This is a genomic window from Neorhizobium sp. T7_12, assembly GCF_002968535.1.
GTDB lineage: Bacteria > Pseudomonadota > Alphaproteobacteria > Rhizobiales > Rhizobiaceae > Neorhizobium > Neorhizobium tomejilense.
Genome location: NZ_PVBK01000025.1, coordinates 54,627 through 66,363, shown reverse-complemented (window position 1 = coordinate 66,363; position 11,737 = coordinate 54,627). Strand labels below are relative to the sequence as shown.

The 11,737-nt window shown below is 59.7% G+C and carries 11 protein-coding genes and 1 tRNA gene; 5 read left to right on the top strand and 7 right to left on the bottom strand.

Features of this window, described 5'->3' with window-relative positions; genetic code table 11:
* Nucleotides 1–40: 40 nt before the first annotated feature.
* Nucleotides 41–117 (top strand) — tRNA-Met (locus C5J26_RS29615).
* Nucleotides 118–176: 59 nt separating this feature from the next.
* On the opposite strand, the gene C5J26_RS29610 is transcribed toward C5J26_RS29615, so the two are convergent.
* Together C5J26_RS29610 and C5J26_RS29605 are read right to left on the bottom strand one after the other, a co-directional pair.
* Complete coding sequence (locus tag C5J26_RS29610) at nucleotides 177–1,037, bottom strand: DUF3313 domain-containing protein (protein WP_105405016.1); 861 nt, start codon at nucleotides 1,035–1,037, stop codon at nucleotides 177–179.
* Nucleotides 1,038–1,074: 37 nt separating this feature from the next.
* Nucleotides 1,075–2,244 carry a patatin-like phospholipase family protein gene (locus tag C5J26_RS29605; protein WP_105405015.1) on the bottom strand — a complete coding sequence of 390 codons (1,170 nt, stop codon included), beginning with the start codon at nucleotides 2,242–2,244 and terminating at the stop codon, nucleotides 1,075–1,077.
* Between the two features lie 141 nt (nucleotides 2,245–2,385).
* Here C5J26_RS29605 and C5J26_RS32950 point away from each other — a divergent pair, with 141 nt between their 5' ends.
* Both C5J26_RS32950 and C5J26_RS29600 read left to right on the top strand, forming a co-directional pair.
* Nucleotides 2,386–2,568, top strand: a complete 183-nt coding sequence (locus C5J26_RS32950; RefSeq protein WP_172746171.1) for a hypothetical protein — start codon at nucleotides 2,386–2,388, stop codon at nucleotides 2,566–2,568.
* A gap of 134 nt (nucleotides 2,569–2,702) precedes the next feature.
* Nucleotides 2,703–2,948 (top strand): hypothetical protein, encoded by a 246-nt coding sequence (locus tag C5J26_RS29600; protein WP_105405014.1) that lies wholly within the window; start codon nucleotides 2,703–2,705, stop codon nucleotides 2,946–2,948.
* A 33-nt stretch (nucleotides 2,949–2,981) separates the two neighbouring features.
* On the opposite strand, the gene C5J26_RS29595 is transcribed toward C5J26_RS29600, so the two are convergent.
* The 5 genes from C5J26_RS29595 to C5J26_RS29575 all read right to left on the bottom strand — a co-directional run bounded on the left by C5J26_RS29595 (nucleotide 2,982) and on the right by C5J26_RS29575 (nucleotide 10,548).
* Nucleotides 2,982–4,349, bottom strand: a complete 1,368-nt coding sequence (locus C5J26_RS29595; protein ID WP_245441325.1) for a HAMP domain-containing sensor histidine kinase — start codon at nucleotides 4,347–4,349, stop codon at nucleotides 2,982–2,984.
* 38 nt (nucleotides 4,350–4,387) lie between these two features.
* Nucleotides 4,388–5,143: a response regulator gene (locus tag C5J26_RS29590; protein WP_105405012.1), complete on the bottom strand. Its 756-nt coding sequence runs from the start codon at nucleotides 5,141–5,143 to the stop codon at nucleotides 4,388–4,390.
* Nucleotides 5,144–5,255: 112 nt separating this feature from the next.
* Nucleotides 5,256–8,360, bottom strand: a complete 3,105-nt coding sequence (locus C5J26_RS29585) for an efflux RND transporter permease subunit (protein WP_105405011.1) — start codon at nucleotides 8,358–8,360, stop codon at nucleotides 5,256–5,258.
* The gene (locus tag C5J26_RS29580; protein ID WP_105405025.1) at nucleotides 8,357–9,457 is read right to left on the bottom strand and encodes an efflux RND transporter periplasmic adaptor subunit; all 1,101 of its coding nucleotides are present in this window, start codon (nucleotides 9,455–9,457) and stop codon (nucleotides 8,357–8,359) included. Before C5J26_RS29580 ends, C5J26_RS29585 begins: the two co-directional genes overlap by 4 nt.
* 224 nt (nucleotides 9,458–9,681) lie before the next feature.
* Nucleotides 9,682–10,548, bottom strand: coding sequence for a MipA/OmpV family protein (locus C5J26_RS29575; RefSeq protein ID WP_245441324.1), 867 nt, complete (start codon nucleotides 10,546–10,548; stop codon nucleotides 9,682–9,684).
* A 246-nt stretch (nucleotides 10,549–10,794) separates the two neighbouring features.
* Between C5J26_RS29575 and C5J26_RS29570 the strand changes: the two genes are divergently transcribed.
* Both C5J26_RS29570 and C5J26_RS29565 read left to right on the top strand, forming a co-directional pair.
* Nucleotides 10,795–11,274, top strand: a complete 480-nt coding sequence (locus C5J26_RS29570) for a hypothetical protein (protein ID WP_046669390.1) — start codon at nucleotides 10,795–10,797, stop codon at nucleotides 11,272–11,274.
* On the top strand, nucleotides 11,261–11,707 hold the full coding sequence (locus C5J26_RS29565; RefSeq protein ID WP_245441323.1) for a hypothetical protein: 447 nt from the start codon (nucleotides 11,261–11,263) through the stop codon (nucleotides 11,705–11,707). The genes C5J26_RS29570 and C5J26_RS29565 overlap by 14 nt, the downstream gene beginning before the upstream one ends.
* Nucleotides 11,708–11,737 lie beyond the last annotated feature (30 nt).

Below are 11,737 nucleotides of genomic sequence, written 5' to 3'. Positions count from 1 at the left end.
ATTTACGCACGGTCTTTTGCCGCAGGCAAAAACCTTATAACGCGGGGTGGAGCAGCCCGGTAGCTCGTCAGGCTCATAACCTGAAGGCCGCAGGTTCAAATCCTGCCCCCGCAACCAAATTCCAAAAACTCCCGCAGCAATCGCTCCGGGAGTTTTTTGTTGTCGAGCGATATGGTCTATCGGTTCTGCGCCGGAGGCTGCTTGTCGGTCCAGGTGGGCGGCATCCCGACCTGGGAGGCCGCAAAATCCACTAGACCGGGCGACCGGCCAAATTTCTCGCAGGCAGGGTATTTCGGCTTTCCACCAAGTCCCGACTTGATCCTCTGCCCAGAAGGGATCTTGGGCAGACCCTTGAACGGCGTCTTGCCGCTGACGAGCATCCTGGAAAAATCACTGCCGAAGCTCGCCGCAAGCGAGTAGGCGTCCCCGATCTGCGAAACGCGCGCACTGGTGGTCACGAAGTTCGCTCCCTTTGCCCATACCATCGCACCGACTTGCTTGCCGTCCCTTGTGGTTGCCTCGGCCTCCACGGCAAGACCTCCAAGCCCGATAGGCAACCGCGGGACGGGCACCGGAGCGACGAAGTTGGCTCCGAGCGACGTTGCCGTCGACAGGCCGGCCACCACGGTATTGGTCGGCACGATGCGGGTGATGGTGGCGTGAACGACGAGGTCCGCATCTTCTTTCCGCTCCACAACCATGAAACGATCGCTGGCGCCGACGCAGAGGGCGCGGCTGATCACATTCGCGACCAAGGCGCGATCGGAAGATTTGCTGATCGATAGTGCAGCACCGTCCGAAACCTTGGTTGGCTCGATGTAGATCGTTCTGGCGGACACAAGATCGGTTGGTGCGACTCGATAATTTGCCTTGGTCATTCGCCCGTTGTTCGATGTCAAACTGTCATAGGACGTGAGCGAACTTGCCCGTTCGAGCGGCACGGCCGCGCAACCGCCAAGCAACAACGCAAGGAGAGCGGGCGCAATCAGCCGATGGTACGGCTGGATGCCTGCCAAGCCAAGGCGGGGATGTAACATTTCGTTCTCCTATTGGATCGGAGGGAGGTCGGCGCGGTTATCGCCACCGCGCTGTCTGTGCGGCTGTAAGCGTGTCGGCGAACGAAGGCCTGTCTTTCCACAGGCTGCCGCTCGACATCTTTGCGTATCCGAGGTTGAAGACCGCACGCATGTAGTTGGTGTTGAACGGATCGGTCATATTGTAGGCGAGCTGCGTATCGATCGAGGCCACGCGGAACCGGATGCCGTTCCTTTGGGCATAGATGTAGGTGGCTACCAGCGCGCTGCGTGTCTGCGCCTTGATGAGGGAGGAATTCGCTCTGGCCATGACCGTAAACGTGTTGTTCGTTGTGGTTGAAAATTCAGACATCAGCGCGTTATTGATGATGATGTACATGTTCAGCTTCACGCCGTTGGGCCACTCGACCTTGTCCGAATTGGCCATCCATCCCTCCGGAATCGTCAGGATTTGGGACGCCGCGCCTCCGTCGGAATGCATTTCCTCGAAGGACTGATCGCCTGACTTTGCCTTGATGAGTACCGCCGGATAAAGGCCGGGGATGCTTGCCGAGGCAATGACAACATCGCGGAAGAGTTTTAGCGCGTCGGGCCGGCCGCTGTCGGCGATGGCGCCCATGTTCCAGATCACCGCTCTTTGGGAATCGAGGTTCGAGGTCAAAACAAGCAGGCGCCGGCCCTTGCGGTGTTCTGCGGCGATTTTCGCCAGCACCTCCTGCGTCAGGTACCGCTCGACCATCGCTCGAAGCGGCTTCTGCTTCAGGAGGCTTGCGCCGAGAAGGCCCTGGGGCAGGAAATCGGCATCGACCAATGTCTTGGCGACCCCGCTCGTGTACAAGTCGACGAGGATATTGTCGTAGCCGGGACCGAGGAAGGCGTAAGGCGCGATTAATGCGCCGGTGCTGACGCCGCTGACAATGTCGAATTCGGGCCGCTGTCCGCTATCCGACCAGGCCTTCAGCGCCCCGACGCTGAACGCGCCTCCGGCGCCACCGCCCGACAACACGAGGTAGTTGACTTCCTTGTGTCTCGGGATGGGCAGCCATGCACGTGTTTCAGGCAGGCTCCGGCTTGTATCCGCGTAGATACGGACATCGCCGAACCCCTCGATACCGGCGGTCGCGGCGGCTTTCGGCCCATAGGCAATACGGTCCGGCGCCATGCAGCCGGCGAGAAAAGCCAGCAGGAAGATAGCTATCACGCGATACACGGCTATGGCCTTGCGCCGGGCGAATATCTGGAGGGGACGTTGAAATTTCCACCGACCGTACAGCCGATGTCATCCGCGGATGTTGCCTGCGGACTCCATGATGGACCGATCGCCCAACGCGGCGGGCTCACCAGATAACCTTTGAAATTCACGGTAACTTCCTTCGGAATCGAATCTGGCGGTATCAATGCAGAGTTCGTCGTTGCCTTGGGTTTTGTAATGTTAAGAATCATTGGCCGCTGCGATCGGGTGTTCACCACCGGCTCGGCGGCGGGCTTCATGGATTGCCGACGCCTGGCAGTTGTCCATGTGGCGGCCGGCTGACGAACAACGGCCATGCATTCCCGATTGATATCCCGCAACAAAACTTCATCGATCGCCTTGGTTTCGTCCCTGTTTTGACATCGCGCGGTTGTTTGCCGCGGTTATCGATCGCGACAGCAAAACGGGAGGTCGTTATGACCGATGATGAGATGACGATTGCCGAGGTCCTGAAGGATCCTCTGATCCGGCTAATGATGCGGGCAGACCGGGTGTCTTTGAGAGAGATGGAAAAACTGCTTCGGGAGGCAGCATTGGGGATTCCGCTGGCTCTCTCCGAAGACCGCCGGGGTGACATGCACTACCTCGTCAGGCCGGCAATCCTTGAGCCGAAGTTGCCGTCGATATCGTCAGCGGCACCAGTTGATCGGCAGCGCGCGTGACCATCATCGGGGATTGCACCAGCATGTGGTCGATTACCTCTGCTTGACGAGAGCCTCTTGCGCTAGCGCCTGTTCTTTCGCAGATGAAGCCTGGCTGCTTCGATGCGGTGCGGTCTCCACCGGCGGCAACTGTAGCGTCACCCGCAGACCATGCGGTAATACGTTTTCAAGTAGCAGCGAGCCACCGTGGCCCTTTGCAATTTCATCCGCAATCGAAAGCCCCAGCCCAAAACCGCTGCTGGAATTGAGTGACCGGGCCTCGTCAACCTTGAAGAAGGGCTCCAGGACCTTGTCCTCAAGCCCTTCTTCAAGGCCTGGGCCGTTGTCGCTCACAATTATTACCGCTCCACCCTGCGGGCTATTGCGCAACTCGACAGCTACCTTCGTGCCGAACCTTACCGCGTTCTCCACGATATTGGTGATAGCGCGTATGAGAGCCTTTTGTTGGCACACGTATCCAAACCGCTCGGGTCCGCAGTAAATTACGTCATGGCCGAGGTCACAAAATTCCGACGCGATAGTCCGCAGAAGGCTGGAAATATCAACTTTTCGAGGCGGTTCGGCTGTAACGGTGCTGCTTAAATACTGAAGGCTTTCCTCAATCATGGTGGTAAGGTTGTCAATATCCGCCAACATTGCTTCCCTGGAGGCGGGGTCCTTCGAACGCTCCACGCGCATTCGCAGTCGTGTCAGCGGCGTCCTGAGATCGTGGCTCACAGCCGTCAGCATCCGTGTGCGATCATCGACCATTTTACGGATGCGGTGACGCATGTTGTTGAGTGCCGTCGCAAGTGTGCGAAGTTCCCTGGCGCCTTCGGCGGTGAATTGCTCTTCTTCGTTACCGTCGAGGCGCAGTCTCTTTGCCGCGTCGGCAAAGCGGACGAGAGGCGACGTGATCATGCGGCTTATATAGAGCACCAGGAGGAGCATCGGCAGCATCAGGATGTTGGCTTTGGCGATGAACTCGAAGACTGCGCTGAAAGACGAGGGGGAAACATCGGCACCGGCGAACCCGATAACGAGAGCACGGTGCGCGTCAAGGCGCACCGCAACCGTACTGTGTCCCCCGCCGTCCGAACTGTCTTTAAGAACCACCGCCTCAAAATCGGCAGGCAATACGTCCTGAAGCGCGTCCGAAATGAGGGGATCATCCGTTTGACGCGCCAACTCGCTGCTGACGTCGCTCCATGGCAGAACCTTCAGTTCGAAATTGCTGGAGGCGCTTGCCCTCACCAGATGCTCGATTTCGTCGTCATTTCTGGCGCTTCTGACCAGATGCACAAGCAGCTCGATTTGAGCGCCTTTGCCCATAAGCATTTTTTCATTCTGGAAAATGAATGGCTCAGGGAGAACAGCGATAAGAAAGATAACGAGCAGCGGAACAATAGATGCGAACACCATGAATTGGGTTCGTATGGATGCCCTGCGCAAGCGGCCAATCATGGTGCTATCGCAACCTCCGGAGTGAACACATATCCGCCCAGGCGCACGGTTTTAATGAATGTCGGCTCCTTGTAATTAGGTTCGATTTTCTGCCGGACACGACTGACATGGACATCAATGCTGCGTTCGACAGGTCCTGCAGAGCCTGCGTGGGTACGGGCCAGTATTTCCTGGCGGTTCATTACCTGCCGGGGGTTCTGGCAAAACACCAGCAGCACATCAAATTCCGCCGTCGTGAGCGACACATGAAAACCATCGCGGTCTGTCAATTCACGCGTGACCGGGTCGATCCGCCAGCCCGCAAACGTCATGGGTGCCTGCTGTGGCTTGACCTGCGCTGAATACGACGAGCGCCGCAGAAGCGCCTTTATCCTCGCCAGAAGTTCCCTGGATTTGAACGGCTTCGTGACGTAGTCATCGGCGCCCAGCTCCAGTCCGACAACCCTGTCTATCTCTTTCGTTCGCGCCGTCAGCATGAGGATGGGTATCGTATCAGACGACCTGATTCTTCTGCATATGCTGAAACCGTCCTCACCCGGCAGCATTCCATCCAGCACTATAAGGTCGAATTCCTTCTTCTTCAGGACACCGTCCATTTCGACCGCAGACCCGACCGCCTCTGCGGCATAACCCGCCTCCTTGATCAGATCGATCAGCATGCTGGCGATATCCCGATCATCCTCGACGACCAGGATTCGGGCTGACCCTTGTACAAGAACATTGGATGCGACGTTATTCATAGGCTTGGCCATTTGTGGCGGAATCCCGATTATCAGTTAGCCCGTTTCGCAGCATGGTTGTCAGCAACAATTATGTTTAATTTTGTTTCGCGGTTTCGCCACGAACTCTGAGTCGATGGGTTCGTCAACACTGGCGGTCAGCCTCAATCTTCAGCTCATGGAGCACGGCCTCGCGGCTGTCGCCCTTCCCGAAGCGTCGCTTTAGAAGCAGCAGGAAATCGTCGACAAAGGTGAAGATCACGGGGATAACGACGAGGCTGAGGACGGTGGAAGTCATCAGGCCGCCGATGACGACGATCGCCATCGGTTGACGGAAGCTTGCATCGCCGCCGCTGAGGCTCATGGCAACGGGAAGCATGCCGCAGCCCATGGCGATCGTCGTCATGACGATCGGGCGGGCGCGTTTGTGGCAGGCGTCGACCAGGGCGTCGAAGCGCGAAAGACCTGCGCGTCGCGATATGATCGCATATTCGACCAGCAGGATCGAATTCTTCGTGACCACGCCCATCAGCATGAGCAGACCGATCAACACAGGCATGGAGAAGCTGGTTCCGGTCAGCACCAGCGGCAGCAGAGCGCCGCCAAGCGATAGCGGCAGCGCCATGAGGATCGTCAGCGGCTGGAGGAAGTCATGGAAGAGCAATACCAGAACCGCATAGATGCAGAATACGCCTATCCCCATGGCGATGGCGAAGTTGTCGAAGAGTTCCGAGCTGCGCTCCAGTTCGCCCTGTTCGACGAGCCTGACGTCGTCCGGAAGGTTTTGGAGGGCGGGCAGCGCCTGCGCTTCGCGATAGACCTCGCCGAGGATACGGCCGTTGAGTTCGACCGACAGCATAACGTTTCGCGAGCGGTCGATGCGGCTGATCTCGGACGGACTGCCCCCGATGCGGATGTCGGCGACCGAACCGAGATCGACGCTGCCCCTGGCGCCGGCAACGCGGAGATTTGCAATGTCGTCAAGCGTCGTTCGGTTGCCGGGGTCGAACCGGACGCGGATGGGAAGCTGGCGCTGGGGCAGGTTGAGCTTGGCAAGCGAGGAGGAATAATCCCCGCTCGTGGCCACGCGAACCGCTTCGGAAATCGCTTCTGCCGTGACGCCGAGGGCGGCAGCGCGATTGAGGTCCGGGACGATCTGGACTTCCGGGGCCTGCCGGGAGGCGCTGGACGTCACTGCGCCGATGCCTTGAAGGCCTCGCAGCTGTTCTTCGAGTGCTCCCGCCGCCCGGTCGAGTGCTCCGGAATCGTCGCTGGCGAGCGTTATTTCCAGCGTCGTACCGCTGCCGCCCGTACCCACTTCGATCCTGACGCCTGGGAGAACCGCGAGCGCCCGTCGGATCTCGTTTTCGATCTCGGCCTGCTTGCGGCTGCGTTCGCCGATCTTCTTCAAATCGGCGACAAGCGAGGCGGTCGCCGTATCGACGGTCGTCGATGAATCGATCATGTCATCCGACGAGGCGCTTCCGACGGCGGAAAACACCCGCGTGACGTCCGGCAGGCCGGAAACGATATCCGCCGCCCGCCGCGTCATGGCGTCCGTTTGTTCAATCGGGCTGCCGGGCTGAAGCGTCAGAGTGACCTTCGTCTGCGAATCGTCGGATGCGGGCAGGAAGCCAGCGCTGAGCATGGTAATCGTCGAGAGCGAGAGCCCGAGGAATATGCAGACGCCGAGGACCGTCAGCTTGCGATGGTGCAGGCAGGTTTTGACGACGGCCATGTAGGCGCGCATGATCGCGCCGTCCCTCTGCTCGATCGGACGCGCCTTCATCAGATAAGCGGCCATCATCGGCGTCAGCAGGCGTGCGACGACCAGTGAGGCGAGAACCGCCACCGCCGCTGTTATGCCGAACTGGCGGAAGATCAGGCCGGGAATACCGCTCATGAAAGCGGTCGGCAGGAAGACCGCGACGAGCGTCAAGGTCGTTGCGACGACGGCAAGGCCGATTTCATCGGCCGCCTCGAGGGCCGCTCCCTTCGGAGTTTTTCCCATTTGCAGGTGGCGTGCGATGTTCTCGATCTCGACGATCGCGTCGTCGATGAGGATGCCGACCACGAGCGAGAGGGCGAGCAGCGTCACCGTATTGAGGCTGAAGTCCGCCAGATACATCACGAGAAAAGTCGGGACGACCGAGAGCGGCAGCGCCACCGCCGAAAGCAGGGTCGCCCGCCAGTCGCGCAGGAAGAGCCAAACCACCACGACCGCCAGGATTGCACCTTCATAGAGCATTTGCATGGAGCCGTCGTAGTTTTCGATGATCGGCCCGACCGTGCTGTAGGCCTGGACGATCTCGACATCGGGGTTGGCTGCGCCAAAGTCCTGCATCGCCGCTTCGATGGCGGCCGCGACGCCGGTATCCGAAAAGCCGTTGGATCGCTTCACCTCAACAGCGATCACGGGTTCGCCATCGAGATAGGCGATCGACGAGCGGTCGGCAAAGCTGTCCGTCACCGTGCCAATCTCGGCCAGCTGCACCAGCTCTCCGCTCGGAAGCGGGATTGCGAGCGCTTTCAGCTCCTCGACCGAGGAAACCGCCCCAAGCGTGCGGATCCCCTGCTTTCCGCCGCCGATCTCAGCCCGGCCGCCCGATGTGTCGGCCTGGACGGACTTGAGCTGCGAGGAAACGGTCGCGGCGCTGAGGCCGAGGGCGCTCATGATCTGGGGGGTGAGGTCGATGTGCACTTCGCGCTCGATGCCGCCGATCCGGCTGACCTCACCGACGCCGGGTACGGAAAGAAGAGCCTTCGTCATGTCGTTGTCGACGAACCAGGAGAGTTCCGTCTCGTTGAGGCGGGCGGAGCGCACCGCGTAGGTGAGGAGGGTGGAGCCCTGCACTGTCACCTTGGTCACGCCCGGCGCCTGCATCTCGGAAGGCAGGTCGCCGCTCGCACTATCGACGGCATTGCGCACCTCGTTCAGTGCTTCCTCGCTGTCCTTTCCCAACTGGAACGAGACATTGATGATGACCGATCCGTCCGTGACCGTCGTCGTGATGTGGTCGAGGAGGCTCAGCGAAGCGAGCCTGTCTTCGATCTTGCGCGCGACTTCCGTTTCGAGCTGCGCCGGCGCGGCGCCTTCAAGCGAAGCGCTGATCTTGATCGTCGGCAGGTCCATGTCGGGAAAGTTCTGTACCGCGAGCCGGTCGAACGCGATCAGGCCGCCGACGGTCAGCAGGATGAACAGCAGGATGGCGGGAACCGGATTTCGGATCGACCAGGCGGAGAAGTTCATCGCGATTCTCCCTTTTCGAGCTTGACGAGCGCCTCTCCACCCACCCGGACGAAGGCCTTGTCCGAAAGGAAAGCGCCACCCGCCGTCACGACGTCGGTCGAGCGGTCGAGGCCAGAGAGGATTTCCACTTCACTGCCATTGCGGCGGCCGGTTTCCACGCGAACGCGTGACGCGCGCCTGTCTGCATCCACGGTGAAGACGTAAGCGATGCCGTCACGCAGGACGAGCGCCGTCTCGGGCACGGTGAGCGCCGTCGTGGTCTCAAGCTCGATCTGGCCGGTGACGTACAGACCGATGGGCGGACGCGCCGCCGCCGGCAGCGCCACATAGGCGAGCGCCCGCCCCGTATCGGTGCTGACCGTCGGTGCGACAAGCCGCACGGTTCCCTTGACCCGTCGATCACCAGGACCGACGATCGTGGCTGTGAGGCCTTGCCTGATGCGAGGCAGATAGCGTGCGGATACTTCCGCCTGCCATTCGACGCGTTGCTGGCGGATCATGCGGAACAGTTCCGTGCCGGAGGAGACGACGGCGCCGAGCTGGGCCGAGCGGGATGTGATCAGTCCATCATCCACGGCCAGGATAGTCGTCTTGGCGAGCTTGATCTTCTGGCTTTCCAGCAAGGCTTCGGCGGATTCCACCCCTGCCATCGCCGTCTGTTCGGCGATCAGGTATTCGTTGATCTTTTCATCCGACAGCACGCCGCTATCCCGCACCTTGCGTGCCCGATCGGCATTCGCCGTCGCCTTGGCGAGGTCCGCCCTGGCGCTTGCCAAGGCGGCCTCCTGGTTACGCAGTTCCGCACGCACGGCTTCGTCGGCAACCTGGACGAGGGGCTGACCCTTCGAAACGACCGATCCGACATCGACAAGGACGGCGGTCACGCGCAGGCCATCGATTTCCGCAGCGATCACCGCTTCATGCCAGGGCTTGAGCCAGCCGCTGGCTGGCACCGTTTCAGGCCATCGGCGTTCTGCGGGACTTGCCACGGCGACGGTAAGCGCTGCCGCCTTGTTCTGTTGCGCAAGCACCGGCTCCGCTGCGGAAGCAAGGTTTGCGCTCACGAAGAGGGCGAGAAGAAGAGTTGTTGGTCGCATCGGTTGAATCTGCTTTTCTGGCATCGCGCTTACTGCCCGTAGTCGTCAGCCGCGATTTCATGTCCCGACCAGTTGGGCGGGACTGCGGCTCCAGACCCGGCCAGCTGGAATGCCTGCTCGCCGGGAGAGAATGACCGCGATATGGAGTTGACTGCGAGAAGCCGAGGATAAGAGACCGGCGAGCGGGAAGGATGTCGCCGGCTTTGCCGTGTCCTGCCGATCTTCTAGAACTTGTACCCGACCATCAGCATCGCAGATGGTTGAACGTCGTTCTGAACGATCGGACTATCCTTCGCATCGCCGGTCAGGAAGCCGACCGCTGCCTGGCCACGAATAACCCAGTGTTCGGTCGCCATATATGTGACGGACGCCTCGATATCGAAGCGTTTCAGGCCAGCGCCTGCCTCATATTGCCGTAATCCCGATCTCGCGGACTGGGCAGCGGTTACCCCAAAATAGCTTTCCATGTGATTGTCGTCGGCGAACGTCGCGGAAGCGCCCGCGGAAAGAATAAAGCGATCATAGTGATGCGAGACATTCGCACCGACCTGACCGATCAAGCCGTCGCTGCCCCCGATTGTCTTGTCGACAGACGCATAAAATTCCATCGGCCCCCATTCATACGAGAGCTGCGTTCCGACGACAGCGCCGGCGTCGATGTCGCCAAGCCCTCTCAGGTGAGAGGAGTCGTCTTCATCGCGCCCGCCCCCCATGTCGTAACCGCCTTTCACCGTGAGCTTGACGCCGTTGGACTTCAGCACATCGATTTCCAGCCCGCCCGGATCGACCGTGACGCGATCGCCGAAGGTGGCGGAAATCATGGGAATGGGGACCAGTTCGAACTCGTCCGATCCTTCGAATTTAGGTGCATACATGGCTCCGGCGCCAACCATGACGTTCCAGTCGGAAAGCTTCTGGCGTATCCCGCCAAACCGTCCCTTGTCGAAATTCTCTGTCGCGGGGATAGCAGCCTCTTCACCTTCGTAAGGGTCGGCCGCGCTCGCCTGGGTAAGGGGGCAAGCGACAACCGCGAGCCCCGCAGCGATGGCGACGCGCCGCGGATGGCTTAAGAAGGAATTGGTCAATGACATTCGAATTGGCTCCTGGGATCCGGTAGAGAGTTTTTGGCGTGCAGGTGTAAGCCCGACGCGCCAGCCTCTTGCGGAGCGCACTGTCCCAGACGACGCCGTTAACTTGGGTTTTGTGATGTTAAGAAATGTTGTCCCGGTCGATACCGCTGAACCGCGGACGGCGGCTGCAACAAAATCAAACAAAACCAAACACACTCTTGCACCGGCAAAAGCTAGGTTTTCTCATCTCCGTATGAGGAACTCGCTATGTCTATCGAAACCATTCACCCCAAGAGAATTCTTGTGTTTCTGCCAGTGGCGGCGGCCAATGCGATCGTCGCGATGCTGGCCGCCCATGGACATGAGTCCGTTGCGGTGTCGACGTTTCCGGAGGCTTTTACGGCACTCCGTTCGGACAATTATTCCTTCGCCATAACGACCCGACCCGAGATCGATCTCGTGCGGAATATCCGCTCCATCCCGGTGGTCAATCTCGAGGTTTTCTTCCACACGGAGCCTTCCGGCGATGGTCCGTTGATAACGTCGAAACGGTTCGACAGCAGCGCATTCATGAAACGGATCGAGTTCCTTGTTCAGCCTCTGGCAACGAGAGTTGAACACGCTGGCATCGAGCAAACAAAGAATGAAGGGATGCGAGAACCGATGGCGCCCCGATGGCGGGTGGCGTTGAAGTCCGTCTTTGGTTTGCTGCGTCGGCGAGAAGGATTGAAGGATGTTCGATCCTGAGAGGCTTACAGCGGCCGCGGCCGGCTTCAGTTCGGCGATAGAGAGAAGCACCAACAGAAAAAGAATAACCGCAGCCGGACAGGAGCCTTGGACGATGGAGCTCTGGCGGATTGCAGTTCCACGGCAGGAGCAGGCTTTTTTCGGGATATGTCTTTTGGTTCACTGGCTGATAAGCGCCGCCTCGTTGAGCGGGTATATTATAGTCGTTCTGTTTCTGATCGTGGCAGTGGGCCGGCTTGTGCGGCATGCCGCGACGCTTTTTGCATCAACACTGCCAAGGAGGTCGCAACGCAGGCACTATATCGTGCTGTGTACGTCAGTGGCCTTCTTTTTCCTGCTCGCTGTGCGAGGTTGTTACCTTGCTGCTGTGATCGTGGACGTCGGATTTCATTCCGATCCGTTTGAAGCCCGGGGCGATATCGGTCAGCATTGACTGGCAGCCAGATTGAGTGCCGGGTGTCTT

Coding starts and splice junctions, on each gene's coding strand:
- C5J26_RS29600 (WP_105405014.1), top strand. CDS start 2,703: ATGACCGATGATGAGATGACGATTGCCGAGGTCCTGAAGGATCCTCTG.
- C5J26_RS29595 (WP_245441325.1), bottom strand. CDS start 4,349: ATGGTGTTCGCATCTATTGTTCCGCTGCTCGTTATCTTTCTTATCGCT.
- C5J26_RS29580 (WP_105405025.1), bottom strand. CDS start 9,457: ATGCGACCAACAACTCTTCTTCTCGCCCTCTTCGTGAGCGCAAACCTT.
- C5J26_RS29610 (WP_105405016.1), bottom strand. CDS start 1,037: ATGTTACATCCCCGCCTTGGCTTGGCAGGCATCCAGCCGTACCATCGG.
- C5J26_RS29585 (WP_105405011.1), bottom strand. CDS start 8,360: ATGAACTTCTCCGCCTGGTCGATCCGAAATCCGGTTCCCGCCATCCTG.
- C5J26_RS29590 (WP_105405012.1), bottom strand. CDS start 5,143: ATGGCCAAGCCTATGAATAACGTCGCATCCAATGTTCTTGTACAAGGG.
- C5J26_RS29575 (WP_245441324.1), bottom strand. CDS start 10,548: ATGTCATTGACCAATTCCTTCTTAAGCCATCCGCGGCGCGTCGCCATC.
- C5J26_RS29565 (WP_245441323.1), top strand. CDS start 11,261: ATGTTCGATCCTGAGAGGCTTACAGCGGCCGCGGCCGGCTTCAGTTCG.
- C5J26_RS29570 (WP_046669390.1), top strand. CDS start 10,795: ATGTCTATCGAAACCATTCACCCCAAGAGAATTCTTGTGTTTCTGCCA.